Source organism: Quadrisphaera sp. INWT6, from assembly GCF_015390235.1.
Lineage (GTDB): Bacteria > Actinomycetota > Actinomycetes > Actinomycetales > Quadrisphaeraceae > Quadrisphaera.
Genome location: NZ_VUOH01000005.1, coordinates 87083 through 112542 on the forward strand (window position 1 = coordinate 87083; position 25460 = coordinate 112542).

Annotated in this window: 25 protein-coding genes, 2 tRNA genes and 6 pseudogenes; 16 read left to right on the forward strand and 17 right to left on the reverse strand. The window is 76.2% G+C overall.

From position 1 onward, the window contains the following. The first annotated feature begins 64 nt into the window (after nucleotides 1-64). A tRNA-Ser gene (locus tag F1641_RS15310) sits at nucleotides 65-149 on the forward strand. Nucleotides 150-240: 91 nt separating this feature from the next. Then, nucleotides 241-541: pseudogene (locus F1641_RS20130) on the forward strand (type II toxin-antitoxin system VapB family antitoxin). 5 nt (nucleotides 542-546) lie between these two features. Here F1641_RS20130 and F1641_RS15315 read toward each other — a convergent pair. The 5 genes from F1641_RS15315 to F1641_RS15335 all read right to left on the reverse strand — a co-directional run bounded on the left by F1641_RS15315 (nucleotide 547) and on the right by F1641_RS15335 (nucleotide 3933). Then, nucleotides 547-1512, reverse strand: a complete 966-nt coding sequence (locus F1641_RS15315) for a FecCD family ABC transporter permease (RefSeq protein ID WP_375541504.1) — start codon at nucleotides 1510-1512, stop codon at nucleotides 547-549. A gap of 107 nt (nucleotides 1513-1619) precedes the next feature. Then, complete coding sequence (locus tag F1641_RS15320) at nucleotides 1620-2684, reverse strand: ABC transporter substrate-binding protein (protein WP_194907089.1); 1065 nt, start codon at nucleotides 2682-2684, stop codon at nucleotides 1620-1622. A gap of 151 nt (nucleotides 2685-2835) precedes the next feature. Then, nucleotides 2836-2922: transfer RNA gene (locus F1641_RS15325), tRNA-Ser, on the reverse strand. Between the two features lie 11 nt (nucleotides 2923-2933). After that, complete coding sequence (locus tag F1641_RS15330; RefSeq protein WP_309225641.1) at nucleotides 2934-3356, reverse strand: nucleoside deaminase; 423 nt, start codon at nucleotides 3354-3356, stop codon at nucleotides 2934-2936. Between the two features lie 73 nt (nucleotides 3357-3429). Continuing rightward, nucleotides 3430-3933, reverse strand: a complete 504-nt coding sequence (locus tag F1641_RS15335) for a hypothetical protein (protein WP_194907091.1) — start codon at nucleotides 3931-3933, stop codon at nucleotides 3430-3432. Nucleotides 3934-4019: 86 nt separating this feature from the next. On the opposite strand from F1641_RS15335, the gene upp reads away from it, so the two are divergent. After that, nucleotides 4020-4655, forward strand: coding sequence for a uracil phosphoribosyltransferase (upp, locus tag F1641_RS15340; RefSeq protein WP_194907093.1), 636 nt, complete (start codon nucleotides 4020-4022; stop codon nucleotides 4653-4655). Nucleotides 4656-4691: 36 nt separating this feature from the next. Here the strand turns inward: upp and F1641_RS15345 are convergent, their stop codons facing one another. Beyond that, nucleotides 4692-5537 (reverse strand): SigB/SigF/SigG family RNA polymerase sigma factor, encoded by an 846-nt coding sequence (locus tag F1641_RS15345; protein WP_194907095.1) that lies wholly within the window; start codon nucleotides 5535-5537, stop codon nucleotides 4692-4694. A 213-nt stretch (nucleotides 5538-5750) separates the two neighbouring features. Between F1641_RS15345 and F1641_RS15350 the strand changes: the two genes are divergently transcribed. Beyond that, nucleotides 5751-6041 carry a hypothetical protein gene (locus F1641_RS15350; protein ID WP_194907097.1) on the forward strand — a complete coding sequence of 97 codons (291 nt, stop codon included), beginning with the start codon at nucleotides 5751-5753 and terminating at the stop codon, nucleotides 6039-6041. Beyond that, nucleotides 6038-6265, forward strand: coding sequence for a hypothetical protein (locus tag F1641_RS15355; protein ID WP_194907099.1), 228 nt, complete (start codon nucleotides 6038-6040; stop codon nucleotides 6263-6265). Before F1641_RS15350 ends, F1641_RS15355 begins: the two co-directional genes overlap by 4 nt. A gap of 78 nt (nucleotides 6266-6343) precedes the next feature. Here F1641_RS15355 and F1641_RS15360 read toward each other — a convergent pair whose 3' ends face one another. Continuing rightward, a complete protein-coding gene (locus F1641_RS15360; RefSeq protein WP_194907101.1) occupies nucleotides 6344-6832 on the reverse strand; it encodes an SRPBCC family protein in 489 nt (162 codons plus the stop codon). 64 nt (nucleotides 6833-6896) lie between these two features. On the opposite strand from F1641_RS15360, the gene F1641_RS15365 reads away from it, so the two are divergent. After that, nucleotides 6897-7847 (forward strand): MSMEG_6728 family protein, encoded by a 951-nt coding sequence (locus tag F1641_RS15365; RefSeq protein ID WP_194907102.1) that lies wholly within the window; start codon nucleotides 6897-6899, stop codon nucleotides 7845-7847. 3 nt (nucleotides 7848-7850) lie between these two features. On the opposite strand, the gene F1641_RS20135 is transcribed toward F1641_RS15365, so the two are convergent. The 5 genes and pseudogenes from F1641_RS20135 to F1641_RS15380 form a co-directional block, all read right to left on the reverse strand. Then, nucleotides 7851-8246 carry a SpoIIE family protein phosphatase gene (locus F1641_RS20135; RefSeq protein ID WP_206691294.1) on the reverse strand — a complete coding sequence of 132 codons (396 nt, stop codon included), beginning with the start codon at nucleotides 8244-8246 and terminating at the stop codon, nucleotides 7851-7853. 64 nt (nucleotides 8247-8310) lie between these two features. Beyond that, nucleotides 8311-8508, reverse strand: a pseudogene (locus tag F1641_RS20140) (SpoIIE family protein phosphatase); the annotation flags it as partial. A gap of 116 nt (nucleotides 8509-8624) precedes the next feature. After that, nucleotides 8625-10433: a PAS domain-containing protein gene (locus tag F1641_RS15370; protein ID WP_206691295.1), complete on the reverse strand. Its 1809-nt coding sequence runs from the start codon at nucleotides 10431-10433 to the stop codon at nucleotides 8625-8627. A gap of 122 nt (nucleotides 10434-10555) precedes the next feature. Then, nucleotides 10556-10993 carry a hypothetical protein gene (locus F1641_RS15375; RefSeq protein ID WP_194907104.1) on the reverse strand — a complete coding sequence of 146 codons (438 nt, stop codon included), beginning with the start codon at nucleotides 10991-10993 and terminating at the stop codon, nucleotides 10556-10558. 156 nt (nucleotides 10994-11149) lie between these two features. Next, complete coding sequence (locus tag F1641_RS15380) at nucleotides 11150-12298, reverse strand: YihY/virulence factor BrkB family protein (RefSeq protein WP_194907106.1); 1149 nt, start codon at nucleotides 12296-12298, stop codon at nucleotides 11150-11152. Between the two features lie 159 nt (nucleotides 12299-12457). On the opposite strand from F1641_RS15380, the gene F1641_RS15385 reads away from it, so the two are divergent. Beyond that, a complete protein-coding gene (locus tag F1641_RS15385) occupies nucleotides 12458-13243 on the forward strand; it encodes an SOS response-associated peptidase (RefSeq protein ID WP_194907107.1) in 786 nt (261 codons plus the stop codon). Nucleotides 13244-13286: 43 nt separating this feature from the next. On the opposite strand, the gene F1641_RS15390 is transcribed toward F1641_RS15385, so the two are convergent. From F1641_RS15390 to F1641_RS15400, 3 genes and pseudogenes are all read right to left on the reverse strand, one after another. Beyond that, complete coding sequence (locus F1641_RS15390) at nucleotides 13287-14093, reverse strand: hypothetical protein (protein ID WP_194907110.1); 807 nt, start codon at nucleotides 14091-14093, stop codon at nucleotides 13287-13289. A gap of 26 nt (nucleotides 14094-14119) precedes the next feature. Beyond that, nucleotides 14120-16099, reverse strand: a complete 1980-nt coding sequence (locus F1641_RS15395; protein ID WP_206691296.1) for an alpha-amylase family protein — start codon at nucleotides 16097-16099, stop codon at nucleotides 14120-14122. Nucleotides 16100-16347: 248 nt separating this feature from the next. After that, nucleotides 16348-16619 (reverse strand): annotated as a pseudogene (locus tag F1641_RS15400) (GlsB/YeaQ/YmgE family stress response membrane protein). Between the two features lie 161 nt (nucleotides 16620-16780). Here F1641_RS15400 and F1641_RS15405 point away from each other — a divergent pair. From F1641_RS15405 to F1641_RS23410, 9 genes and pseudogenes are all read left to right on the forward strand, one after another. After that, nucleotides 16781-17224 carry a Fur family transcriptional regulator gene (locus F1641_RS15405; RefSeq protein WP_194907112.1) on the forward strand — a complete coding sequence of 148 codons (444 nt, stop codon included), beginning with the start codon at nucleotides 16781-16783 and terminating at the stop codon, nucleotides 17222-17224. An 88-nt stretch (nucleotides 17225-17312) separates the two neighbouring features. Continuing rightward, the gene (locus F1641_RS15410) at nucleotides 17313-18353 is read left to right on the forward strand and encodes a metal ABC transporter solute-binding protein, Zn/Mn family (RefSeq protein ID WP_309225642.1); all 1041 of its coding nucleotides are present in this window, start codon (nucleotides 17313-17315) and stop codon (nucleotides 18351-18353) included. Then, on the forward strand, nucleotides 18350-19156 hold the full coding sequence (locus F1641_RS15415; RefSeq protein WP_309225643.1) for an ABC transporter ATP-binding protein: 807 nt from the start codon (nucleotides 18350-18352) through the stop codon (nucleotides 19154-19156). Before F1641_RS15410 ends, F1641_RS15415 begins: the two co-directional genes overlap by 4 nt. Further along, nucleotides 19153-20054: pseudogene (locus tag F1641_RS23985) on the forward strand (metal ABC transporter permease). The gene F1641_RS15415 and the pseudogene F1641_RS23985 overlap by 4 nt, the downstream one beginning before the upstream one ends. A gap of 8 nt (nucleotides 20055-20062) precedes the next feature. After that, nucleotides 20063-20900, forward strand: a pseudogene (locus F1641_RS23990) (putative protein N(5)-glutamine methyltransferase). Between the two features lie 123 nt (nucleotides 20901-21023). Continuing rightward, on the forward strand, nucleotides 21024-21944 hold the full coding sequence (locus F1641_RS15430; RefSeq protein ID WP_206691300.1) for a CNNM domain-containing protein: 921 nt from the start codon (nucleotides 21024-21026) through the stop codon (nucleotides 21942-21944). Beyond that, on the forward strand, nucleotides 21881-22414 hold the full coding sequence (locus tag F1641_RS20155; RefSeq protein ID WP_206691301.1) for a transporter associated domain-containing protein: 534 nt from the start codon (nucleotides 21881-21883) through the stop codon (nucleotides 22412-22414). Before F1641_RS15430 ends, F1641_RS20155 begins: the two co-directional genes overlap by 64 nt. Before the next feature lie 29 nt (nucleotides 22415-22443). Then, nucleotides 22444-22953 (forward strand): annotated as a pseudogene (locus F1641_RS23995) (CNNM domain-containing protein); the annotation flags it as partial. Between the two features lie 214 nt (nucleotides 22954-23167). Further along, on the forward strand, nucleotides 23168-23455 hold the full coding sequence (locus tag F1641_RS23410) for a CBS domain-containing protein (RefSeq protein WP_309225644.1): 288 nt from the start codon (nucleotides 23168-23170) through the stop codon (nucleotides 23453-23455). Nucleotides 23456-23695: 240 nt separating this feature from the next. On the opposite strand, the gene F1641_RS15440 is transcribed toward F1641_RS23410, so the two are convergent. Together F1641_RS15440 and F1641_RS15445 are read right to left on the reverse strand one after the other, a co-directional pair. Continuing rightward, a complete protein-coding gene (locus tag F1641_RS15440; protein ID WP_194907115.1) occupies nucleotides 23696-24403 on the reverse strand; it encodes a GAF and ANTAR domain-containing protein in 708 nt (235 codons plus the stop codon). Nucleotides 24404-24650: 247 nt separating this feature from the next. Further along, a complete protein-coding gene (locus F1641_RS15445; protein ID WP_194907117.1) occupies nucleotides 24651-25457 on the reverse strand; it encodes a hypothetical protein in 807 nt (268 codons plus the stop codon). Nucleotides 25458-25460: the final 3 nt, after the last annotated feature.

The following is a 25460-nucleotide window of genomic DNA, read 5'->3' on the forward strand; positions in this document are numbered from 1 at the left end:
GCCGTGCGGCCCGGAGGTGCGGAGCGCCCGCGAGCGGCGCCGGGCGTCCGGTAGGGTCTCCCACGGAGGATTCGCCTAGTGGCCTATGGCGCTCGCCTGGAACGCGGGTTGGGTTAACGCCCTCGCGGGTTCAAATCCCGCATCCTCCGCCCTCGAGGGCCCGGACGACCACCGTCGTCCGGGCCCTCCGGCGTCCTGCCCCCGACCCCTCGGCGGGTCCCCCGACGTAGGGTGGTCCGGGTGATCTTCGCTCGCGTCGGTGACTCGAGGCCCTACCCGGACCACGGCCTCACCACCCCGCGGCAGTGGGCGGCGGTGGCCCCGCGGCAGGTGCGCCTCGACGAGCTCGTCACCACCAAGCGCACGCTCGACCTGGGCAGCCTCCTCTCGGAGGACTCCACCTTCTACGGCGACCTGTTCGCCCACGTGGTGCAGTGGCGGGGCGCGCTCTACCTCGAGGACGGCCTGCACCGGGCGCTGCGCACCGCTCTGGCAGCAGCGCAACGTGCTGCACGCCCGGGTGCTCGTGCTCCCCGACTGACCCGCTCAGGCGAGCCGGCGCCGCCGCACGAGCAGCACCATGAACACCGGGACGCCCACCAGGGCCGTGCCCACGCCCACGGGCAGCGGCACGGGGGCGAAGGCCACCCGCGAGAGCGCGTCGACCCAGACCAGGAACACCGCCCCGAGCAGGGCCGTCACCGGGACCACCCTGAGGTGGGATCGGCCCACCAGCATGCGCGCGGCGTGCGGCAGCACGAGCCCCACGAAGCCGACGGCCCCGGCGACGCTCACGAGCGCCGCCGTCAGCAGCGCCGTCATGACCAGCAGCGAGCCGCGCACCCAGGCGACGCGCACCCCCAGGGAGGCGGCGAGGTCGTCGCCGAAGGCCAGGGCGTCCAGGGAGCGGGCGGCCACCAGGCAGACCGCGAGGCCCACGGCGACGACGGCGCCGGTGAGCACGACGTCGTCCCACCGCATCCCCTCGAGGGAGCCCAGGAGCCAGAACATGACCCCGCGCGCCTCGTCGGAGTCGGCGACGGCGAACACCACCAGCGAGGTGGCCGCGGAGAACAGCTGCGTGCTGGCGACCCCGGCGAGCACCACCACGGCGGTGCCGCCGTGCGCGAGCCTGGAGAGCAGCAGGACGACGCCGAAGGCGGCCAGCGCCCCCACGAAGGCCCCGCCGGACAGCCCCAGCACGCCGCCCCCCACGCCGAGGACCCCGATGACGACGGCGCCGGTGGAGGCCCCCGAGGAGACCCCGAGCACGAACGGATCGGCCAGGGGGTTGCGCAGCAGCGACTGCAGGACGACGCCGCACAGCCCCAGGCCGGCGCCGCACGCGGCGGCGACCAGGGCCCGGGGCAGGCGCTCCTGCCAGACGATGGCGTCGTCGGAGACGCGCACCGGGATGCCGGCGCCCGTCAGGTGGTTCAGCAGGACGTCGCGGACGTTGACGAGCGAGACGTCGGCGGGTCCCAGCGCGGTGGCCGCACCGACCGACCACACGAGCAGCACCAGGGCGCCCGCACCGAGGGCAGCGCCCGCGAGCGCCCGGGGCGCGCGCCGGCGGCCGGCGGCGGACGCGGGGGCCCGCGGCGCCCGCAGGTCCGAGCTCAGAGCTGGTCCCGGTTCGCGTCGTACCAGGCCCGGATCTTCTCCAGCCCGTCGACGAAGCGGATGGAGGGGTTCATCTCGGCCCCGTGCAGCACCACGTAGCGCTGGTGCTGCACGACGTCCATCCCCTGCGTCAGCGGGTCGCCGGCCAGGAACGCCTCCTTGGCGTCGAGCCGGTCGCCGGGGAACCTGTCGCGCTGGAGGTCGCCCAGGACCAGGACGTCCGGGTCGGCGGCCACGACGCTCTCCCAGCCGACGGCGGACCAGTCCTGCGGGAGGTCGCCGAAGGCGTTGACCATGCCGGTCTGCTGCGCGAGGAACCCGGGGGCGCCCGGACCGCCGGCGACGTAGGGCGCGGTGGTGTCGGCGAACCAGAACGCGACGGTGCGGCCGCCCAGGTCGACGCCGTCGGTGGCGGCCGCGGCGCGCTGCTGCAGCTGCGCCACGAGCGCCTCGCCCCGGCTGGAGACGTCGAAGACCTCCGCCAGCTCGCGGACCTCGCGGTAGACGTCGTCGGCGGTGACCGGCCGGCTGCGCACGCCGCCGGCGTTGATGCTGGTGCCGGCGTCGCAGTCGGTCGGCGAGAGGTAGGAGGGGGTGCCGGTCTCGGCGAGCCGCTCGCGGGTGACCACGCCGCCCTGGGCGAAGTGCCGCCCGAAGCTGGCGCTGACGAAGTCGGGCTCGGCGCCCACGAGCACCTCGTAGCTGGGGGCGTTGTCCGCCAGCCGGGGCACCTGCTCGTTCGCGGCGGCCAGGGGTTCCAGCACCGGGTCGGTCCACGACGCGGTGCCGACCACGCGGTCCTCCAGGCCCAGCGACAGCAGGATCTCGGTGGACCCCTGGTCGAGGGAGACCGCCCGCTGGGGCGGCGCCTCGACGGTGACCTGCTGGCCGCAGTTCTCCAGCACGAGGGGGTACTCGGTGCGCCCCTCCGCGCCGGCGGCCGCGGTGGGCTCGACGTCGACGGGCTCGGAGGCCCCGCAGCCCGTGAGGACGACGGCGAGGAGGGCGGCGAGCGCCGCGGAGGTCGCGCCGGGCAGGGCGCGGCGGGGGGTGGTGCGCACGAGGGGGCTCCTGGTGGTCCAGAGCGGAGGCGGGGCGGGCGAGCACACGGCCCGCAGCGCAGGTGAGGCTAACCTACCCACGACGTCATGATCGCCGGAACGGCGAAGGGGCCCGGTCAGCGCTGCTGCGCTGACCGGGCCCCTTCGTGGGCGGTGGCGGTGGGATTTGAACCCACGGAGAGCTCTCACCCTCACACGCTTTCGAGGCGTGCTCCTTAGGCCGCTCGGACACGCCACCCGCGGAAGACACTACCCGCTCGCGCGCCGCTCCTCGAAGAACCCCCTCAGCAGCGTGGCGCAGGGGCCCTCCAGGACCCCGCCGACGGCCTCCGGGCGGTGGTTCAGCCGGGGGTCGCGGACGGCGTCCCACAGGGAGCCCACCGCCCCGCCCTTGGGGTCCCAGGCGCCGAAGACGACCCTGGCCACCCGCGCCAGCACCAGGGCTCCGGCGCACATCGTGCAGGGCTCCAGCGTCACCGCGAGGGTGGCGCCCTCCAGCCGCCAGGAGCCGCTCGCGGCCGCGGCGCGGCGCAGCGCCAGCACCTCGGCGTGGGCGGTCGGGTCGCCGGTGGCCTCGCGCTCGTTCGCGCCGACCCCGAGCACGAGGCCGGAGGCGTCGACGACGACGGCGCCGATCGGCACGTCGCCGGCGCCCGAGGGCCGGTGGCGCACCGCGCGGCCTGCGCCAGCGCCAGGGCGACCAGGCGCTCGTCGTCGCGCCGGGGCGCCGGCCCGAGCCCCTGCGTCAGCGCAGGGCCTCGAGCAGGTCGACGAAGCCGAGGCGCTCGCCGACGGCCACGAGGGCGCCGGCCGGGTCGCGCGACTCGGCGGTCTCGGTCAGCTCCGAGCCGGGCAGCTCGAGGTCGGCGAGGAGCTCGGCGTCGCCGGCCCAGGTGGGGGCGGCGACGCGGGCGGCGCTGTCCTCCTCCTCGTCGTCCTGCGGCGCGGGCTGGGGCGCGGGGGCGTCGGCGGTGACGCTGAGCAGGTCCGCGTAGCGGCTGGCGGTGGCGGCGCCGAGGTCGGAGACGAAGGCGCGGGGCTCCTCGCCGTCGACGCGGACGAGGGCGAACCAGTCGTCCTCCCGCTCGATGACGACGAGGAGGGGCCCGGCGCCGTCGAGGTCGGAGCCGTCGACGGCGGAGCGCACCTCGTCGGCGAGCTCGTCGACGTCGGCGACCTCCTCGACCTCGAGGTCCACGGGGCGCCAGCCCTCTCCGTCGGAGGCCAGGACCGCGGTGAAGTACGACATCGCCCCATCGTGGCGCACGGGGCCCGTCGAGACGAGGGTCCGGGGCCGGTCCGCGGGCGCGCCGCCGCTGGGTAGGGTCGTGGACCATGCGCGTGCAGGTCATCGACCACCCGCTGGTGGCCCACAAGCTCACGGTCCTGCGCGACGCGCGCACGGACTCCCCGACCTTCCGGCGCCTCGCCGACGAGCTGGTGACGCTCCTGGCCTACGAGGCCACGCGGGGCGTCCGCGTCGACGAGCTGCGGATCACCACCCCGGTGTCGGAGACGACCGGAGTGAAGCTGGCCAGCCCCAAGCCGCTCGTGGTCCCGATCCTGCGCGCGGGCCTGGGGATGCTCGACGGGATGACCCGCCTGCTGCCCACGGCCGAGGTCGGCTTCCTCGGCATGGTCCGCGACGAGGAGACGCTGCAGGCCAGCACGTACGCGCACCGCCTTCCCGACGACCTGTCCGGCCGCCAGTGCTACGTGCTCGACCCGATGCTCGCCACCGGCGGCACGCTCGTCGCCGCCATCCAGTACCTCTTCGACATCGGCGCCGACGACGTCACCGCCGTCTGCCTGCTGGCGGCCCCCGAGGGCCTGGAGGTCGTGACCTCCTCCTTCGGCGCCGACGCCCCGATCACCGTGGTGACGGCCGCCGTCGACGAGCGGCTCGACGAGAACGGCTACATCGTCCCGGGCCTGGGAGACGCGGGAGACCGCCTCTACGGCGTCGTCTGACCGCCCCAGCGGCCTCGGCGCCGCCGCCGCCGGGCCTCAGGCGGCCTCGGCGTCCTCCAGCTGCACCCGCAGCCGCTCCAGGGTCCGCGAGAGCAGGCGCGACACCTGCATCTGGGTGACGCCGATGTCGGCGGCGATCTGGCTCTGGGTCCACCCCTTGAAGAACCGCAGCGACAGGATCCGGCGGTCGCGCTCGGGCAGCGACGCCAGCAGCGGCGCGACGCTGACGTGGTCGACGAGGCGGTCGATGGCGCCGTCGTCGCCGCCCAGGGTGGCGGACAGCGGGGTGCCGTCGGCCTCGCCGTCCATCGGGGCGTCGAGGGAGGCCAGGTGGTAGTCCTGCGCGGCGGCGAGCGCCTCGATGACCTCCTCCTGCTCCACGCGGAGGTGCTCGGCCAGCTGGGCGACCGTCGGCGAGCGCCCGATCCGCTGGGTCAGCTCGGCGGCGGCGGCGCCCAGCGACAGGCGCAGCTCCTGCAGGCGGCGCGGGGGCCGCACGCCCCACTGCCGGTCGCGGAAGTGGCGGCGCAGCTCGCCGGTGATGGTGGGCACCGCGTAGGGCAGGAACCCGCGGCCCTTGCCCGGCTGGTAGCCCTGGGCCGCCTTGACCAGGGCCAGGGAGGCCACCTGCACCAGGTCGTCGAGCTGCTCGCCGCGGTCGCGGAACCGGGCCGCGAGGGCCTTGGCGACGGGCAGGTTGAGGACGACGACCTCGTCGAGCAGGCGGGAGCGCTCCGGCTCGGAGGCGGCGCTGGCGCGCTCGAGGAGGTCCTCGGTGGCCTGCTCGCGGGCGCTGGAGGGCCGCTCGGCGGGGGCCTCCTGGGGCGCGGGCACGCCTTCGAGGGAGGGCGGCGCCACGGCGGCACCGGCGTCGACGGGCATCCGAGCTCCTGGTCTCGCGGTCTGTCTCGGACGGTGGTGCCAGCGCAGCGCGGACGGCCTCCACCCCCGGGCTCCGCCCGGGCCCGCCCAGCACAACACCGGGCAACCACCCCGGCAAGCCGAGCCAGGAGTGGTTCAACGGCGACCGGGTACGTGCCTCCGGCGGGTCCGCGGCGAGGTGCAGGGTGCTGGGCCCGGTGGTAGCAAGTCCCCATGCCCGAGGACGCCCCCCAGGACCAGCACGAGCGCCAGCAGCTGCTGCAGCGCATCACCGCGCAGGTGATCGCCGACCACAGCGGCGGCGACGTCGACGTCGTCCGCGACGCGCTGTCGGGGGCGATCGCGGAGCACGGCTTCCCCGAGCAGCCCCAGAAGTGGGTCGACGACACCGCTGCCGAGATCAGCCAGGGGCGCCACGTGGTGGTCGACCGCGAGCTGGGCATCGACAACGAGCTCGAGGAGACCCGGCAGGAGTCCGAGCAGCAGACCGAGGAGTCACGATGAGCGAGAAGCACGAGGGCCTGGGCACCGGGACCGACGAGGACCCGACCGCGGGCCTGCCGCCGGTGACGGAGGCCGACATCGAGGCCGCGATGGGCGTGAACTCCGTGCCCGACGGCGTGCGCGTCAGCTCCAGCACCCCCGACGAGACCCGCCAGGTGATGGACTCGACCGGGCGCCTCACCGGCCCGGCCGAGGAGGAGCCCTCGGGCGTCGACCCGCAGTAGTCCGCAGCGGTCCCGCCCGTCCGCGCAGGGCCCGCTCCCCCCGGGGGTGCGGGCCCTGCGCGTGTGCACCCGCCGCCGCTACCCGGCGGTCTCGGAGACCTCGCCCGCGCGCCGCTCCTCCTCGGGGGTGGCGTCGAGCCGGCCCACGGCGAGGTCCTCCAGGCGCGCGAGCAGCTCGCGGTTGCGCAGGCCGATGGCGACGGCGCGCAGCGGGCGGGGCACCCAGCTGCCGGGCCCGTGCACGGCGTCCTCCTCGATGGTCACCACCGTGCCGTCGCCGCGCCCGAGCAGGGTGATGACCACGCGGGCCTCGCCCAGCGGCCAGCCCTTCGCGGTGAGCTGGATGCGGCGGCCTGGGTCGACGGCGTCGCAGGTGGACGTGCCGCGCCGCATCAGCGGCCAGGCGCCGAAGGAGTGGTGCAGCACCGCCCCCGCGGTGGGCCAGTCACCCTCGACGGCCCGCATGTGCGCGGTGCCGACGACGAAGACGGGGTAGTTCCAGGCGTCGCACAGCACCTCCCAGACGAGCTCCGGCCCGACGGGGACCCAGTGGCGTCGTGTGCTCACGGGTCATGCCTAGGCCGCCGGGCGGCGAGGTGCCAGCCGGGGCGCACCGGCGGAGGATCTCCAGGTGCAGACGTTCCTCCCCTTCCCGAGCTTCTCCGCCAGCGCGGAGGTGCTCGACTCCCCCCGGCTCGGCAAGCAGCGGGTGGAGGTGCTGCAGGTGCTGCGGGCCCTGGAGCTGCCCGAGTACGGGTGGGGGAACCACCCGGCCGCCGCCATGTGGCGCGGGCGCACCCCGGCCCTGGTGCGGTACGGCCTCGACTGCGTGACCGCGTGGACGGACCGCGGCCACGCCGACTCGACCGCCGAGCAGATCGCCGAGTTCGCCCCCGAGGTGGTCGGCGCCACCCAGGCCGACCTCGCCGCCGCGGGCGCGCTGCCGAGCTGGGTGGGTCGCGAGGACCTCCACCGCTCGCACCGGTCGAACCTGCTGCGCAAGGACCCGGAGCACTACGCGCCGCGCTTCGAGCGGGGGCTGCCCGACGACCTGGAGTACGTCTGGCCGGGGGCCGACGACGTGCCCCCGCGCGCCGCGACCCCGGGCCGGGCGCTGTGGGTGGTGCGGGCCCCCGACGCCACCACGCTGGGCGTGCTGGTGGGGCAGGGGGTGGTGGGCCTGGACACCAGCAGCGGCATCGACGTGCCGGCCGACCTCGCCGACGAGCCCGGCGCCGCCGCGGGCAGCGGGCTGCGGGCGCTCCTTGCCGAGCGGGCGGCCGCGGCGGGCGCGCCCCGCCGGCGCGCGGGCAAGGCGCTGCGCCAGCTGGAGGCCCTGGTGGGCGAGGTGGCCGTCGGTGACGAGGTCGCCGTCCCCGTCCAGGGCGACCGGGCCCTCCTGGTGGGCGAGGTCACCGGCGAGTACGTCTTCGCGGGCGTGCAGGCGCTGGTGCCGCACCGCCGGGCGGTGCGCTGGCTCGACGTCGTGCCCCGGGCCGCCGTCGAGCGGCCCGCCGTCCTGCAGGACCCCCGCGCCCTGTTCCGGGTGGTGCTCTCCCTCGACGCCTCGCCGGCGGCCTGACCCTCAGGGGGTCGCGGCGGGCTCGGGCGGCACCCCGGGCGGCACGAGCGCCGGCGCGGCGCCCGCCGGCCGGGGCCCGTCCTGGGGGTGCAGCCGGACGGCGACGAGGGCGACGTCGTCCTCGGGGCGGCTGGGCACCAGCTGCTCCAGCAGGGCGTCGCACAGCTCCGGCAGCGGGCGCGACCCGAGCTCGGACAGCAGCGCGCGCAGGCGCCCGAGCCCGGTGTCCAGCGACTGGGCGCGCTGCTCCACCAGGCCGTCGGTGTAGAGCAGCACGGTGGCGCCGCGCTCGACGACGACCACCGCCTCCTGGCGCCGCGACGCGGGGTCGTAGCCGAGGAGGAGGTCGGGGGCGTCGACCTCCAGGAGGTCGACCCGTCCGTCGGCGTGCAGGACCATCGGCGGCGGGGTGCCCGGCGCTCGACCAGCGCAGCCGGGTGGTGCCCGCCGCGCGCTCGGCCGCCGTCTGCTCCAGGCGCAGGACGACGGCGGTGGCCGTGGTGGTGACGAGCAGCCCGGACAGCGCCGCGTCGAGGCGCGACAGCACCTCCGCGGGACCCGCCCCCGTGGTGAAGGCGATGCCCCGCAGCAGGCCGCGCACCTGCCCCATCGCGGCGGCGGCGGCGGTGTCGTGGCCGACGACGTCGCCGATGACGAGCACCGTGGCGCCGTCCTCCTGGAGGAAGGAGTCGTACCAGTCACCCCCGACCTGGGCCGCCGCGGCGGCCGGCAGGTAGCGGACGACGAGCTCGGCGTGGTCGGGCTCGGGCGGCTCGGTCAGCAGGCTGCGCTGGAGGGCCGCGGCGAGGTCGCGCTGCTCCTCGTAGAGCCGGGCGTTGTCGAGGGCCGACCCGGCGCGGGCGGCGATCTCCCGCGCGGTGGCGAGGTCCTCGGGGTGGGGGCTCCGCGCTCGGGCCCCCAGAACAGGGTGAGCATGCCGAGGGTGCGGCCGTGCGCGCGCAGCGGGAGCACCTCCAGGGCCTCGGGGGCCAGCTCCGCGGCCAGGCGGCGGGCCTCGGCGTCGCCCAGGGTCCGGTCCAGGAGGGCGGCGGCGTCCCGGGCGAGCCCCGCGGGCTCCCCCGTGCGCAGCGCCTCCAGCACCGGTGCGCTCGGCGCGAGGTCCACGAAGCGCCGCGCCGCGTACCGCTCCACCAGCCGGGTCCGCTCGGGGTCGCGGTGGGCCCACCCGACGTCGCGCAGGCCGCCGTCGGGCTCGACCAGGGTGACCACGGACCAGTCGGCCAGGTCGGGGACCACGGTGGCGGCCAGGCGGGCGACGGCGGTGCGCGCGTCGAGCACCTCGGTGAGCTGGTGGGTGGTGCGCGACAGCAGCTCCAGGCGCGCGGCGGCGGCGAGCACCTGCGCCTGCGCCTGCCGGCGCTGGGAGATCTCGAGGAAGTAGACCGACAGCCCGTCGGGCACGGGCCAGGCCCGCACCTCGTACCAGCCGTCGAGCGGCGGCGGGTAGTGCGCCTCGAAGGCGACCTGCTCGCCGGTGGCCACCGCCGCCCGGTAGTGCTCCTCGAAGGTGCTGCCCGCCGTGGCGGGGAAGAGCTCCCACACCGAGCCGCCGAGCAGCTCGTCGCGGGGACGCCCCAGGAGCCGCTCGGCCTCGGCGTTGACGTAGGTGAAGCGGAAGTCGCGGTCGAGCGCGTAGAAGGCCGCCGACATGCTCTCCAGCACGCGGGCGACGCGGGCGTCGCCGTCGCGGACGTCGGTGGTGTCGAAGGCCGCGCCGATCATGCGGGTGGTGCGGCCCTCGGCGTCGCACAGCGCCCGCCCACGGCCCTGGACCCAGCGCTCGTGGCCGTCGGGCCGCAGCACGCGGAACTCGGCCTCGTAGGTGCCGCCGGTGTCGATCGCGCGCTGCAGCGCCGCGCCGACCCGGTCGACGTCGTCGGGGTGCAGGTAGGAGGAGAAGGCGTCGATGCTCCGGCCGAAGTCCTCGCGCTCGACGCCGAAGATGTCGAGCAGGCGGTCGTCCCAGTCGAGCTCGCCCGTGGCGAGGTCCCAGTCCCAGCCGCCGACGCCCGCGGCGTCGATGGCGAGCCCGATGCGCAGCCGGGTGCGCTCGACCTCGTCGGCGACCCGGGCGAGGTCGAGCTCGGCCAGCGCGCTGGCCCCCAGCTGCTGCAGCGAGGCGACGTCGTGGTCGCTCCAGTCGCGCGGCTCGGGCCCGTAGACGCACAGGACGCCGACGGTCCGCTCCCCCTCGCGCAGCGGGACGCCGAGGTAGCTGCCGAGCTCGCCGCGCTCCGCCTCGGGGAAGCGCGCCGACCGCGGGTCGCGGGCGGCGTCGCGGACCACCAGGGCCCTCTCCTCGGAGGCGGCGAGGTGGCAGAGGGTGTCCTCGGGCACCTCGAACCGGTGCTGCTCGACGCCCGGGGGCAGGCCGACCGCGGCGACCACCTCGTGCACGTCGTCGTGCACGAGGACGACCTGCGCCGAGGGCGCCCCGACCAGCCTCGCGGCCAGGTCGGCCAGGCGCTCCAGCCCGGTCGCGTCGACCGGGCGGTGCGCGCCTGCGGGGCCGCTCCCGGCTCCGTCGGTGGGGGTCGTCCCCGCCTGGCGCGCCACGACGTCCACGTCCTCCTCCTGGTGCCCGGAGCGCCCCCCGCCCCGGCCCGCGACGAGCGCGGTGGGAGCAGTGTGCTGCACGGAGGGGCCCGCGGGCACCGGACCTGGGAGGACGGCGCCGGAGAGCGTCCTCAGCGGCGGGGCCCCCGCGAGGACCCGCGGGTGTCGGGGACGACGTGCAGGCGCGGTGCCGGCGCCGAGGTGACCGCCGGCTCCTCGGACAGCGCGGGCACCAGGCGCAGCTCGGGCGGCCCGGCCGGGGCCGTGCGTCTCGCGGCGTCGGGCCCCTCGCCACCGGAGGCGCGCAGGGCGTCGAGGTGGGGGGCGTGCACGGCGCGGGGCTGACCGGCCGACGGGGTGCTGCGGCGCACGAGGCCGAAGGCCATCACGGGCCCGAAGACGCTGAGGGGGCCCGCCGGGGCGGGCATGCGGACCACGCTGGCGTCGTCGGTGCCCGTCGAGGCCGTCGCAGCGGTCTCAGCGGGGGCTGCGGCGGGCGCCTCGGCGGAGCGCACCACGCGGGCGCGCTCGCGCCAGGAGTCGAGGTCGACGACCGGTGAAGCAGACACGGGCTGGCTCCGATCTGAGGGGTCCGCCACCCCGCCGGTGCGGGGCTCGTGGTGCTGGATGGTGCTGCTGAAACTTCTGTGACTCGTGTGACTTGAGAGAAGTTAGAGGCAGCAGAGGTAGCGGCGCCAGCACCGCGAGCGCGTGTCGCGGACCTGTCAGACGGGGGTGCCGCCAGCGCGCCGCACGGCCGCGTCGCGCTCGGCCAGGCGGTCCGTCGGCTTCGAGCCGTCGCGCCCGTGGGAGCCGCCGCCACCGCCGTGGCGCGCCCCGTCGTCGCCCTCGGACGGCTCGGGGGCGCCGTGGGCCAGGCGCAGCTCGCGGCCCGCCTCGACGTCCTCGGCGTGCTTGGCGGCGGCCTTGTCGCTCTTGCGCGTGTCGCGGGGCGGCAGCTGCAGCTGCTCCTCGGCGGCGATGCCGGCCTGCAGCTGGCGGCCGCGCTCCAGCTCGGCGTCGAGCTCGGCACCGAAGAGCAGGGCCAGGTTCGTGATCCACAGCCAGAGCAGGAAGACGATCACTGCGGCGAAACTGCCGTAGGTCTTGTTGTAGTTGCTGAAGCCGGACACGTAGAAGCCGAACCCGGCCGAGGCGAGCGCCCACACGAGGATGGCGACAACAGCTCCGACGCTGGTCCAGGTCCACTTCGGGCGCCGGACGTTGGGGGTGAGCTGGTACAGCACCGCCACCACCACGACGACGATGAGCGCCAGCACCGGCCACTTGGCGATGCTCCAGACGGTCACCGCGGTGGAGCCGAGCCCGACGACGTCGCCGATCGACTCCGCCACCGGGCCGGACACCACGAGGATGACGAGAGCCGCCACGACCAGCACGACCGCGATCACGGTGACGAGCAGCTGCATCGGGCGCAGCTTCCACACCGGGCGCCCCTCGGTGGTGCCGTAGATGCGGTTCATGGCGCGCGAGAAGGCGCCGACGTAGCCGCTCGCGGACCACAGGGCGCCCAGCAGGCCCACGACGAGCCCGATGCCCGCGGCCTGGCTCTCCTGCAGGTCGCTGATGACGCCGGAGATCTGGTCCGTGACGTCCCGGGGGGCGAAGCCGCCGATGACCTCGGTCAGCGTCTGCGTGGTCTGCGGCCCCTGCCCCAGCACCCCGACGAGCGAGATGATCGCCACCAGGCCCGGGAAGAGCGCCAGGACGCCGAAGTAGACCAGCGCCGCCGCGAGGTCGAGGCAGCCGTCGCTGGAGAACTCGCGCACCGTCTTGCGCAGCACGTAGGCCCACGACCTCTTGGTGAGGTCGGTGGGGTCGTCGGGCTTGCGCGGGTCGTCCGGCGCGGGCATCGCCCTCGCCTGCTCCGACGGCCTCTGCTGCGTCACACCCTCGGCTGCCACCGGGACCTCCACCACCTGCACCGCTGCTGCCCGCTGGTCTCGAGCGGTGCCAGTCTGTGACGGGCGGTGCCCGGGTGCGACCGGAGAGCAGCGCAGGAGGATGGCGGGATGTGCGGTCGCTACGCCAGCAGCCGATCCGACGCGGAGCTCGTGGAGGCCTACGCGGTCGACGCCGTGGTGGGTGAGGAGCTCCGCCCGTCGTGGAACGTGGCCCCCACCCAGCCGGTGCGCGTGGTGGTCGAGCGCGAGCCCGACCCCGGGGGCGACGACGGGGGCGACGACGGGGGCGCGCAGGCCCAGCGGCAGCTGCGCACGGTGCGGTGGGGCCTGGTGCCGTCGTGGGCCAAGGACCCGTCCGTGGGCAGCCGGATGATCAACGCCCGGGTCGAGACGGTGACGGAGAAGCCGGCCTACCGCCGCGCGGCGGCCCGGCGCCGCTGCCTGCTGCCGGCCGACGGCTACTTCGAGTGGGAGCAGCGCGAGGTGCCCGGCGCCCGCGGCACGAAGGTGGTGAAGGTCCCCCACTTCCTGCACGACCCCGGCGGCGCGCCGCTCACCTTCGCGGGGCTCTACGAGCTCTGGAAGGACCCGGCGGCCCCCGAGGGCGAGGACCCGTGGCGGTGGACGACGACCGTCATCACCACGCAGGCGACCGACGCCGCGGGGCGCATCCACGACCGCAGCCCCCTGGTGCTGCCCGCGGACTTCCAGGGCGACTGGCTCGACCCCGCGCTCACCGACCTCGACCTGGTGCGCCAGGTGCTCGACGCCGTGCCCCCGCCCCGGCTGGTGCCGCGCGAGGTCGGCCGCGCGGTGGGCAGCGTCCGCAACGAGGGCCCCCAGCTGGTGCTGCCGCTCTCCGAGCTCGACGGCGAGGACGCCACCGACCGCTGAGGGTGGCCAGCGCCCATGATCACGGGCGCTGGCCACCCTCAGGTCAGGCCTCCTCGGGGTCGGGGCCGCCCCCGCCGCCGCCGTCGCCCCGCAGGTGGGGCGCCACGACGGCGGCCACCACGGCCAGGGCGGCCAGCAGCGACGCGGTCGCCGTGCCCCCGGCCAGGACGCCCAGGGCGACCATGACCGCTCCGGCACCCGCCACCAGCAGGGCCACCAGCGCCATCGGCGACATCCGCGGCAGGGTCCCCAGCAGCAGCACCAGCCCGGCGACGCCCGCGGCCAGGGCCCCCGGCAGGTCCCAGGTGCCCACCGAGGCGAGGCCCTCGCGCAGGACCAGGGTGTGCTCGGCGCTCCAGCGGGGCTGACCGCCGCTGGCCACCACGACGCCGGCGGTGCCGGCCGCCAGCGCGAGCAGGCCCCAGCCGCGACCGAGGCGGACGGCGCGGACCGGGTCGCCGCTGCGGCGGACGGCGTCCAGCGCGGCCCAGCTGCCCCCACCCCCGACGAGGAGCACGAGGTGGACGAGCGCGAGGAGCACCACGGCCCAGGCCCCGGTGGCGTCGGCGGAGCCGACCCCGCCGCTCGGCGCGGCCAGGTGGACGACGCCCGCGACGCCGAGCGCGGCTCCGACCGCGGCGGCGGGCCGCACGAGGAACCCGGTGAGCAGCGTCACGACGAGCGCCAGCTCGAGCGCGGGCACCACCCACCCGGACGTGCCGGGCAGGCCGAGCGCGCCCACGAGCCAGCTCTGGGCCGCGGCGCGCGGCAGGACGAGGTCCTGCAGCCACAGCAGGCCCAGCGCCACGCGCAGCAGCGCGAGCGCCAGCCCCTCTCCTCGGCCGCCCATGGTGGCCAGTGTCGGGCCTCAGCCGGTCAGAGCAGGCGCAGCCACGCCGCTGACCAGGGGGCGAGCCACACGTTCCCGTCGTCCCCGCGGTGCACGGGCGCACCGGTGAGCGCGTCGTGGGCTCCGCCGAGCCCGAGCTCCTCCAGGCGCCACCCCGGGTAGGAGCGCCACTCCTGCGTGGCGTTGTACAGGGCGAGCAGGTCACCGACCGGGTGGCGGCGGAGCACGGCCAGGACGCCCGGGTCGTGCACCTCCAGCACCTCGGACGCCACCGACGCGTGCAGGTGCGGGAGCGACGCGCGGACGCCCGCGAGGTGCCGCACCCCGGCGAAGAGGCGGCCGGGCACGGTGGTGCCGTCGTGGCGGGCGCCCAGGGCTGCCTCGTCCATCCACGGGCGGTGGGCCCAGCGGTTGTCGGACCCGTGGCCCGGCTCGTCGGCCCACGCGTCGTCGCCGGGCAGCCCGAGCTCGTCGCCCATCCACAGGACGGGGACGCCGCCCCAGCCCATGACGAGGGCGTGGCCGAGGAGGACGCGCGCCACCGCGGCGTCGACCCGGGGGTCACCCACCCCCGCGCCGTCGTCCTGCGCGGCGACCAGGCCGGTCAGCGCGGCGGCGGAGCCGGAGATGCGGCGGTCGCCGGTGGCGGGGTTCTCCTGGAACACCAGGCCCCGGGCGGGCGAGCCCGGGAAGGAGCCGGAGAACCAGTCGGACAGGAAGGCGCGGTGCTGGTAGCCGTCCAGCCCGACGGCGGCCGCGTCCTCGTCGGTGATGGCCCAGCCGATGTCGTCGTGGCAGCGCACGTACGTGATCCACGCGGCGCTGCTCGGGGCGGCGGGCAGGGCGCCGAGGGCCTGGGCGGCCAGGCGCACGTCCTGGGAGGCGACCATCGACCAGAACTGCACCATGAGCGTGTTGTGGTAGGCCAGGTCGGAGACGCGGCCGTGGTGCTCGCCCTGGCCGAGGTACTGCACCAGCTGGTGCGGCGAGACGATCGCCTCGGCCTTGAGCAGCACCGCCGGGCAGGCGACGCGGGCGAGCGCGCGCAGCACCTGGGTGAGGCTGTGCACCTCGGGCTGGTTCTGGCAGTCGGTGCCCAGCCGCTTCCAGATGAAGGCGATGGCGTCCAGCCGCAGCACCTCGACGCCGAGGTTGGCCAGGAACAGCACCACCTCGGCGTACTCGACCAGGACGTCGGGGTTCGACCAGTCGACGTCCCACTGGAAGCTGTTGAAGGTCGTCCAGACCCAGCCGCCCAGCTCGTCGTCCCAGGTGAAGTTCCCGGGGGCGAAGTCGGGGAAGACCTCGGGCAGCGTGCGCTCGTAGGCGTCGGGCCGCTCGCGGTCGGGGTGCACGTGGAAGTAGGCGCGGTAGCGCGGGTCGCCCTCGCGCGCCCTCCGGGCCCACTCGTGCTCGCGGGCCACGTGGTTGAGCACCAGGTCGAGCACGAGGGAGGTGCCCTGGGCGCGCAGCGCGCGGGCGAGCTCGCGCAGGTCCTCGACGTCGCCCAGGTCGGAGCGGACGGCGCGGTAGTCGGCCACGGCGTAGCCGCCGTCGCTGTCGCCCTCGCGGGGCTGCAGCACCGGCATGAGGTGGAGGTAGGTGACGCCGAGCTCGCGCAGGTGGTCGAGGCGCCCGTGGACGCCCTGCAGGGTGCCGGCGTAGCGCTCGGTGTAGGCGGCGTAGCCGAGCATGCCCGGCTCCTGGAACCAGTCGGGCCGCAGCGTGCGGGCCTGGTCGAGGCGGTGCAGCTCGGGCTCGCGCTCGGCGTACGCGGTGGCGGCGGCGCGCAGCAGGCGCTGCTCCAGCGCGGCGGCGGTCGCGGGGTCGTGGACGGCGGCGAGCCCGGCCCTCAGGTCGGGCCACCAGCGCTCGACGCGCAGGGCGAACAGCTCGCGGCGCTCGGGCGAGAGGTCCGCGAGGACGTCGTCGACGCCGTCGAGCAGGCCCGGGAGGGCCCCGGTCCCCGTGAGCCCGCTGCCGACCGGCACCTGACCTGCTGCCACCTCGTGCACCCCGTCCTCCCTGACGGCCGCGGACGACCCGAGCGTCCTCCCCGGGCCTGCCCCGGTGGTCCGACACGCTATCCATCGGCACCCCACCCCCTCGGGTGGAGGTGATCAGCGCTGCCGCGCGGACGTCGCCCGGACGCGCGAGGAGCCCCACCCGGCTGGCGGGTGGGGCTCCTCGGGGCCGGGGCCGCGGCCCGGCGCACTGCGGTCAGCGCCGGGCCGGCGACCGCCGGCGGGGTGCGTCAGGCGCGGCTGTGGCTGCGGCCGCGGGTGGCCTGGTAGATGGCCAGCACGATGATCGCGCCGATGATGGAGCCGATCCAGCTGGAGGGCTGGACGAAGCTCGTGCCGCCGTCGAAGAGCAGGTAGGCCAGGAAGCCCCCGACGAACGAGCCGATCACGCCGAGCAGGATCGTCCCGCCGACGCCGAGGCCGGAGCGGCCGGGGACGATCAGCCGGGCGAGGTAGCCCGCCACGATGCGATGACGATGAGGCCGATGATGGTTCCGAGCATGGTGTCCCCGCAGGTGAGAGTGCGTCTTTCTGGCGGTGGAGACGCTAGGCCCGTCGGCCGCGCCCGGCATCTCGAGACGGGGGTCACGGGCCGCTCGGGCGACATCGTGACCGGGCTGTGACGCAGCGGTCCCGCCGCGCCGCCGTGGGAGGATGGGACCGATGAGCGAGCAGACCGCCACCGCGACGGACGCCGAGCTCCCCGCACGCCCCGTGCAGCGCCGCTCCGGGCGCCAGCGGGCGGCGGTGGCGGCCCTGCTCGACTCCGAGCCCGGCTTCACCAGCGCCCAGGACCTCTACGCGCGCCTGCGCGAGCAGGGCAACCCCATCGGCCTCGCCACCGTCTACCGCGCGCTCCAGACGCTCGTGGAGGACGGCGACGTCGACGTCCTGCGCACCGGCGACGACGCGGAGGCCGTGTACCGCCGGTGCAGCGCGCGGCACCACCACCACCTGGTCTGCCGGCGCTGCGGCAAGGCCGTGGAGGTCGAGGGCAGCGCGGTGGAGGCGTGGGCGCAGAAGACCGCCGCGGCGCACGGCTTCACCGACGTCGACCACGTGGTGGAGATCTTCGGCACCTGCGCCGACTGCGCCGCCACCCGCTGACCCCGGAACGACCAGCGCTGGTCGTCCGGAGCACTTCGACGGGTCTACAGTGAGAAGAGTTATCACTACGACTCTCACCGGAGGGCCCGTGCCCCGCCCCGCGCTCCCGTCCCGCACCTCCCGCACCTCCCTGGCGCTCGCCGGGGGCCTCACCGCCGCCCTGGCGCTCACCGCCTGCGGCGCAGGCGGCAGCAGCCCGGGGGCCAGCGCGTCGGGCAGCGGGTCGGCCGGCAGCGGCTCGGCCGCGCTCACCGTGGTCGCCTCCACCGACGTCTGGGGCAGCGTCGCCAGCGCCGTCGGCGGTGACGCCGTCGAGGTCACCTCGATCATCGACGACCCCTCGCAGGACCCGCACTCGTTCGAGGCCACCACCCGCGACCAGCTCCTCGTGCAGGACGCCGACGTCGTCGTGCAGAACGGCGGCGGGTACGACCCCTTCATGGAGCAGCTCGTCGAGGCGTCGGGCACCGAGGCGCCCGTCGTCGACGCCGTGGAGGTCTCCGGCCTGGAGGGCTCGCAGGACGCTGCGGGCCACTCCGACGAGCACGGGGACGAGCACGCCGAGGGCTCCGGTGACCACGCCGACGAGGGCCACGCCCACGGCGAGTTCAACGAGCACGTCTGGTACGACCTGGCCACCGCCGGGAAGGTCGCCGAGGCCGTCGCCGAGGCGCTGGGGAAGGCCGACCCGCAGCAGGCCGCCACCTTCGAGGCGAACGCGAAGGCCTTCACCGAGGGCCTGGCCCCGCTGCAGGCCCAGGAGGCGGAGGTCTCCGCGAAGAGCTCCGGCACCGGCGTCGCCATCACCGAGCCCGTCCCCGACTACATGCTCGAGGCCATGGGCCTGGTCGTGAAGACCCCCGAGGAGTTCTCCGAGGCCGTCGAGGAGGGCACGGACGTGTCCCCGTCCGTGCTCGCCGACACCACCGCGCTGTTCACCGACGGGACCGTCAAGGCGCTGGTGTACAACGAGCAGACCACCGGCGCCGAGACGGACGCCGTGCTCAAGGCCGCGCAGGCCGCCGGCGTGCCGGTGGTCCCGGTCACCGAGACGCTCCCGGACGGTCAGGACTACACGCAGTGGATGAGCTCCAACACCGAGGCCATCCGCGCGGCCGTGGGGCTGTGAGCAGCGGCTCCGTCCTCTCGCTCCGCGGCGCCGGGCTCAGCTACGGCGACCACCGGGTCTGGTCCGGCCTCGACCTCGAGGTGCGCCCCGGCGAGCTCGTGGCCGTGCTGGGGCCCAACGGCTCGGGCAAGACCAGCCTGGTCAGGGCGGTGCTGGGGCGCCAGCCCCTGACCGAGGGCCGCCTCGAGGTCCAGGGGCGCCCGCCGCGCCAGGGCTCCTCGGACATCGGGTACGTGCCCCAGCAGCGCCTCATCGACCCGATGACCCCGCTGCGGGCCCGCGACCTGGTGCGCCAGGGCATCGACGGCCACCGCTGGGGGCTGCCGCTGCCGCGACGCGCCGTCCGCGAGCGCGTCGACGAGCTGCTGGCCGCGGTCGGGGCGACCTCCTACGGCGACGTGCCGGTGGGGCTGCTGTCGGGCGGCGAGCAGCAGCGGGTGCGGATCGCGCAGGCCGTGGCCACCGACCCGGCCCTGCTGCTGTGCGACGAGCCCCTGCTCTCCCTCGACCTGGCCCACCAACGCGAGGTGGTGTCCGTGGTCGACGGGCGCCGCCGCGCCGGGGCCGCGGTGCTGTTCGTGACGCACGAGATCAACCCCGTGCTCGACGTGGTCGACCGGGTGCTCTACCTGGCCCCCGCGGGGCACCGCGTGGGCACGCCGGGAGAGGTCCTCACCTCCGAGAGCCTCAGCGACCTGTACGGCACGCGGGTCGAGGTGCTGCGCCACGCCGGGCGGGTGCTCATCGCCGCCACGGGCGGCGACGCCGACCACCACTGCGAGCCGACGGAGGAGCCGGCATGAGCTGGGACGCGGTCCTGGGGAGCCTGTTCGACTTCAGCGACTACTCGCGGCTGCTGCCGCTGGTGGCCAACTCGCTGTGGGCCGCGGCGGCCCTCGGCCTGGTCGGGGGCCTGGTCGGGGTGCTGGTCGCCGCGCGCGACCTGGCCTTCGCCGTCCACGGCATCGCCGAGCTGAGCTTCGCGGGCGCGGCGGCCGCGCTGCTGCTGTCGGCCGACGTGGTGCTGGGGTCGGTGGTGGGCTCGCTGCTGGCCGCGGCGCTCATCGGCGTGCTGGGGTGCGGGCCCGCGACCGGAACTCGATCATCGGCGTGCTGATGCCGTTCGGGCTCGGGCTCGGCGTGCTGTTCCTGGCGCTGTACCCGGGGCGCTCGGCCAACAAGTTCGGCCTGCTCACCGGCCAGGTGGTGGCCGTCGACGACCCGCGCCTGGTGACCATGCTGGCCACCTCGGCGGTGGTCCTGGCGGTGCTGGCCGTGGTGTGGCGCCCGCTGCTGTTCGCGAGCGTCGACCCCGACGGCGCCGCCGCCCGCGGCGTGCCGGTGCGCGGCCTGTCGCTGGTGTTCATGGTGGTGCTGGGCCTGTCGGTCGCGATGGCCGTCCAGGTGGTGGGCGCCCTGCTCGTGCTCTCACTGCTGATCACCCCGGCTGCGGCGGCCGTGCGGGTCTCGGCGTCGCCGCTGTGGGTCCCGGTGCTGTCGGTGGTCTTCGCCACGGCCTCCGCGGTGGGGGGCATCCTGCTGGCCCTCGGCGGGTCCGTGCCGATCAGCCCCTACGTCACCACGATCTCCTTCGCGATCTACGTGGCGTGCCGGCTGCTGGGAGACCGGCGCAGCCGCCGCGGGTGGACGCGGCGCCGCCCGGCGCCCGCCGCGCAGCCCGAGACCGCCACCTCCCTCTGAGGCCTCGCGTGCCGGGCCCCTCGGAACACCGCTCGGACCACCGCTCGGACGGGCTCGTGGTGCGCCTGCGGCGGGCGGGGTGCGTCTTCGCCGAGGAGGAGGCCGCCCTCCTGCTGGAGGACGCCCCCTCCGACGCCGTGCTGGAGGTCCGCGCGGCCCGGCGGTGCGCCGGCGAGCCGCTGGAGCAGGTGCTCGGCTGGGCCGCCTTCGCCGGGCTGCGGGTGGCCGTGGCGCCGGGCGTCTTCGTGCCCCGGCGGCGCAGCGAGCTGCTGGCCCGCGAGGCCGCGGCCCGGGCGACCCGGGCCCAGGAGGCGGCGCGCACCGGTGGGAGCCGGGCTGTCGTCGTCGACCTGTGCTGCGGGAGCGGGGCCCTGGCCCTGGTGGTGGCGACCGCCGTGCCCGGTGCCGAGGTGCACGCCGCCGACCTCGACCCCGTGGCCACGGGGTGCGCCGCCCACAACCTGCGGGGTCTCGAGGCCGGTGGGGGGCGGACGCGTGCACACGGGCGACCTGTTCGACGCCCTGCCGCGCGGCCTGCGCGGGCGCGTCGACGTGCTGGTGGCCAACGCGCCCTACGTCCCGCGCGGCGAGGTGGCGCTGATGCCCCCCGAGGCCCGCGACCACGAGCCGCTCCTCGCCCTCGACGGCGGCGGTGACGGGCTCGACGTGCACCGCCGCGTGGCCGCGGGCGCCCGGGAGTGGCTGTCACCCGGCGGGGTGCTGCTCGTGGAGACGAGCGCCCGGCAGGCGGAGGGCACCGCAGAGGCCTGCCGCGCGGGGGGCCTCGCGCCGAGCACCGTCCACGACCGGGCGCTCGGGGCCGCCGTCGTCGTCGCGCTGGCCTAGCCTGGGCGTGCTCCGCGCTCCGCAGGGCAACACCCCCCGAGAGGACCCGCGCCCGGTGGCCCCGGCCGACCCAGAACGCACCGCACCCGTGACCCCCTGCGCACCGACGGGTGGCTCGCAGGGGTGAGCGAGGTCCTCCTCCTGCTCGTGGCCGGCGCCCTCGTCGTGGCCTGCGGCGGGTTCGTCGCGGCCGAGTTCTCGCTGCTGACGGTCGACAGGTCCACCGTCGAGCGCGCCGCCGAGGCCGGTGACCGCCGCGCCGCGGGCACCCTCCAGGCGCTCCGGAACCTGTCGACCCAGCTGTCGGGCGCCCAGGTCGGCATCACCATCACCAACCTGGCCATCGGCTTCCTCGCCGAGCCCGCCATCGGACGGCTCCTCGCGGGCCCGCTGGAGTCCGCCGGGCTGACCGGCGGCGCGGCCACGGCGGTGTCCGTGACGGTGGCCCTGGCGCTGTCGACGCTGGTCACCATGGTCTTCGGCGAGCTGGTGCCCAAGAACCTCGCGATCTCGCTGCCCTACGCCACGGCCTACGCCGTGCAGGGGTTCAGCCGCGGCTTCGCCCACGGCATGGCCTGGCCGATCCGGGCGCTCAACGCGATGGCCAACGCGGTCCTGCGGCGCCTGTTCCGCACCGAGCCCCAGGAGGAGCTCGCCTCGGCGCGCTCCGCCGACGAGCTGCTGAGCCTGGTCCGGCGGTCGGCCGAGCAGGGCACGCTCGAGGAGGAGACCGCCGCCCTGGTGCAGCGGTCGCTGGCCTTCTCGGGCCGCCGCGCCGTCGACGTCATGACCCCCCGCATCCGGGTGCGCACCCTCGCGGCCGACGACCGGCTCACCGACCTGGTCGACGCCGTGCACGACTCCGGCCGCTCGCGCTTCCCGTCACCGGGGAGGACCAGGACGACGTGCTCGGCGTCGTCCACGCCCGCCAGGCGCTGCTGGCGCCGCCGGAGCGGGCCCACGACGTGCGCCTGCGCGACGTGCTCGAGCCCGCCTCCCTGGTGCCGGAGACCCTCGAGCTCGACGACCTGCTCGACCAGCTGAAGGACAGCACCCTGCAGCTGGCCGTCGTCGTCGACGAGTACGGCGGCTTCGCCGGCGTGGTCACCTTCGAGGACCTCGTCGAGGAGCTGGTGGGCGAGGTGGTCGACGAGCACGACGTCGAGACCAGCCGCGCCCGCCCCGACGGCGAGGGCGCCTGGGTGCTGGCGGGCCTGCTGCGCCCCGACGAGGTGGCCGGGGGCACCGGCGTGCAGCTGCCCGAGCACCCCTCCTACGAGACGGTCGCGGGCCTGGTGCTGCGCGAGCTCGGGCGCCTGCCCGAGCTCGGCGACACCGCGGTCGTCACCGCCACCACCGACGAGGTCGACGACGACGGCCTGCCCGTCGAGCAGCGCGCCGAGCTGCGGGTCGACGGGATGGACGGGCTGCGCATCGAGGTGCTCCACCTGCGGCTGCTCGGCCCGGCCGGCGACCCCGGCGGCAGCGACGACGACGAGCGGGGCGACCGGTGAGCGACGGCCTGGCCATCGGGCTCGCGGTGGTGCTGCTGGCGCTGAACGCCTTCTTCGTCGGCGCGGAGTTCGCGGTCATCTCCGCGCGCCGCTCCTCGGTGGAGCTGCTCGCAGCCGGGGGGAGCCGCGCCGCCCGCACCACGCTGCGGGCCATGGAGGACCTCACCTCCATGCTCTCGTGCGCCCAGCTGGGCATCACGCTGTGCTCGCTGGGCCTGGGCGCCGTCGGCGAGCCCGCCGTGGCCCACCAGATCGAGCCGCTCTTCGAGGCCGCCGGGCTGCCCGAGGCGCTGGTGCACCCCGTGGCGTTCGCGATCGCGCTCGTCGTCGTCGTCACCGCGCACGTGGTGCTGGGCGAGGTCGTGCCCAAGAACCTCGCGCTGGCCGGGCCCGACCGCGCGGCCCTGGTGCTGGCGCCGCCGCTGCGGCTCCTCTCGATGGTGCTGCGCCCGGTGATCGCCGTGACCAACTGGCTCGCCAACCTGTTCCTCAGGCTCGTGAAGGTGGAGCCGAAGGACGAGGTGGCCAGCGCCTTCACCCGCGAGGAGGTCGCCGGGCTCGTCGCGGAGGCCCATCGCGAGGGGCTCCTGGAGGAGGAGGTCGAGGAGCTCGCCACCGCCGCCCTCGGCTTCGCCGACCGGACCGCGGCCGCCGTCCTGCTCCCGCTCGACACGCTCACCACGCTGCCCCGCGAGGCCACCGTGGCGCAGGTGCAGGACGCCGCCGCCAGGACCCGCTTCTCCCGCTTCCCCCGTGGCCGACGGGCACGGGGGGCTGCTGGGGTACGTGCACGTCAAGGACGTGCTCACGCTCGACGCGGGCGCCCGCGCGGCGCAGGTGCCGAGCCGCTACGTCCGCGAGCTCACCACGGTGGCCGAGACCGACGGGCTGCGGCCGGTGCTGCGCCGGATGCAGGACTCCGGGGCCCACCTCGCGCGCGTCGAGGGCGCCGACGGCGCGCTGCTGGGCGTGGTCACCCTGGAGGACGTGCTGGAGGAGCTCGTCGGCCAGGTCCGCGCCGGGGTCCCCCAGCCCCGCTGACCGGGTCGCGGCGGCGCCGGACCGGCCCCTCCTGTCACACCGCCCCGGCGCGTCTGCGGCGTGTCGCGCCGCGGAGGACCCCCACCTGGGGGACCGTGGGGGTGTGGTTCTCGCCCTCGGACTCCTGCCCTTCGTCGCAGCCATGGTCTTCGTGCTCGACCACATCGAGCGCAAGCTGCTGGTGGAGGCGCCTCCGCGACGGCGCTGAGCGGGAGCCGCCCGCGCGCCGCCGGGCGGCCGTCACCAGCCGGTGTCGCGCCCCTCGCCGGCACTCCTGACGACCTCGCCCGCCAGCTCGGCGAGCTTGCGGTTGGTGTCCTGGGAGCGGCGCGACAGCAGCGTGAACGCCTGCTCCGGGTCGACCCCGCGGACCGCGGAGATGACGCCCTTGGCCTGCTCGATGACCGCCCGCGACGCCATGGCGCGCTGCAGCTGCTCGGCCAGCTCGCGGGTGCTCTCCACGGCCAGGGAGTTCGCCAGCGCGATCGCGGCGTGCCCCGCGAGCACCTGCGCCGCGTCGACCGACGTGGCGTCGAAGGCCTCCCCGCCGAGGTCGTAGAGGTTGAGGGCGCCCACCGCGCGATGGGGCACCGCCAGGCCGATCGACAGCGTCGAGCGGACCCCCGCCCGCCGCGCCACCTCCGAGTAGCCGGGGTAGGCCTCCGAGCCCGCCGCGGTGTCGTCGATGCGGATGACCTGGCCGCTGAGCGCGGCGTCCATGCAGGGCCCGAAGCCCACGGCGTACTGCCGCTCGTCGAGCTGCACCGCGAGCGACCCGGTGAAGGCGACCGAGCGGGCGCGCTTGCCCTCCACCACGGTGACCGACGCCTCGTCGGCGCCCGGGACCGTCTGCCTCGCCAGGTCGGCGACGCGCTGCATCACCGCGGTCAGCGGGGTGCGGTCGAGCAGGATCGCTCCGAGCTCGGCGTAGGCGTCGTCGACCGTCATGCAGTGGCTCCCGAGGCTGGGGGGTGGTGCGCCCGCCACCTCTCGACGAGCCCGATGAGGCTAGCCCGCCCTTCGGGGGACGGCTCGTCAGGACCCCAGGAGCACGGAGGTCTCACGCGGGTCCGCCGACCGCTCGACGCTGGTCTTGGCGTTCCTTCCCCGTGTGAACGCTCACTCGAGGAAGGAACGCCAAGATCAGCACGCCACCAGCACGGGAGCGGGGCCGTGACCCCGCCCCCGTGGCCGGTCAGGAACCGGTGGGAGCGGACTCCTCGGCCTGGGGAGCTGCCGGAGCGGTCGCCGAGCCGTCGGCCGAGGGGGCTGCCGGGGCCGACCCGTCGGCCGCGGGGCCGGCGCCCGGGCCGCCCGCGGGGCCACCGGCGGGCGGCTCGGGGGCGAGGCTCACGGACGTCGCGTCGAGCGTGGTGCCGTCGCTGCCGACCGTCCCGGTGGCGTGGACGTGCGCGCCCTCGGTGAGGACGTCACCGCGGGAGGCGGTGGTCGCCTGCTCGGCCTGGCCACCGGAGGTGTCCTTGGCGCCGTCCGAGGGAGCGGCCGGAGCAGCCGGAGCCGCCGGAGCCGCGGGGGCGCTCGCGCCGTCCGACGGCGCAGCCGGGGCCGCGGGGGCGGCCGGGGCGGAGCCCTGGTCACCGGTCGGCGGGGCGGGCGGGGTCGCCGGGCCGCCCTCGGGGCCGGCGGGGGCGGAGCTGTAGGTGGTGTCGCCGGTGGTGGCGATCGTGCGGGTGAAGCCGTCCCGGTCCTTGATGGTGAAGGAGCCGTCCGAGACGGAGACGACGGTCCCGTCGAGGTGGGGCTGGGGCGCGGGGGCCTGCTGGCCGTCCTGGCCCGGGGCCGCGGGAGCCGTGCTGGTCTCCGCGGGCGCCGAGACCGACGCGTTCCCGTCGGCGGTGACCGGCGTCGAGGCGGCCATCGCGATGCCGGCGCCGCCGGTGGCCAGGCCGCCGGCGAGGACGACCGCCATCAGGATGCGGCGCCCGCGGTGGGAGCGGGGCTGGGCGGTGGTCTGGCCCTGGGCGGTGGTGGAGTCGTTCACGTC

What these genes read in the sequence shown, in the direction of transcription:
- F1641_RS15335 (WP_194907091.1), bottom strand. Translation starts at nt 3,933, where the DNA reads ATGTCGTACTTCACCGCGGTCCTGGCCTCCGACGGAGAGGGCTGGCGC.
- upp (WP_194907093.1), top strand. Translation starts at nt 4,020, where the DNA reads ATGCGCGTGCAGGTCATCGACCACCCGCTGGTGGCCCACAAGCTCACG.
- F1641_RS15345 (WP_194907095.1), bottom strand. Translation starts at nt 5,537, where the DNA reads ATGCCCGTCGACGCCGGTGCCGCCGTGGCGCCGCCCTCCCTCGAAGGC.
- F1641_RS15350 (WP_194907097.1), top strand. Translation starts at nt 5,751, where the DNA reads ATGCCCGAGGACGCCCCCCAGGACCAGCACGAGCGCCAGCAGCTGCTG.
- F1641_RS15355 (WP_194907099.1), top strand. Translation starts at nt 6,038, where the DNA reads ATGAGCGAGAAGCACGAGGGCCTGGGCACCGGGACCGACGAGGACCCG.
- F1641_RS20135 (WP_206691294.1), bottom strand. Translation starts at nt 8,246, where the DNA reads ATGGTCCTGCACGCCGACGGACGGGTCGACCTCCTGGAGGTCGACGCC.
- F1641_RS15380 (WP_194907106.1), bottom strand. Translation starts at nt 12,298, where the DNA reads ATGCCCGCGCCGGACGACCCGCGCAAGCCCGACGACCCCACCGACCTC.
- F1641_RS15385 (WP_194907107.1), top strand. Translation starts at nt 12,458, where the DNA reads ATGTGCGGTCGCTACGCCAGCAGCCGATCCGACGCGGAGCTCGTGGAG.
- F1641_RS15390 (WP_194907110.1), bottom strand. Translation starts at nt 14,093, where the DNA reads ATGGGCGGCCGAGGAGAGGGGCTGGCGCTCGCGCTGCTGCGCGTGGCG.
- F1641_RS15405 (WP_194907112.1), top strand. Translation starts at nt 16,781, where the DNA reads ATGAGCGAGCAGACCGCCACCGCGACGGACGCCGAGCTCCCCGCACGC.
- F1641_RS15440 (WP_194907115.1), bottom strand. Translation starts at nt 24,403, where the DNA reads ATGACGGTCGACGACGCCTACGCCGAGCTCGGAGCGATCCTGCTCGAC.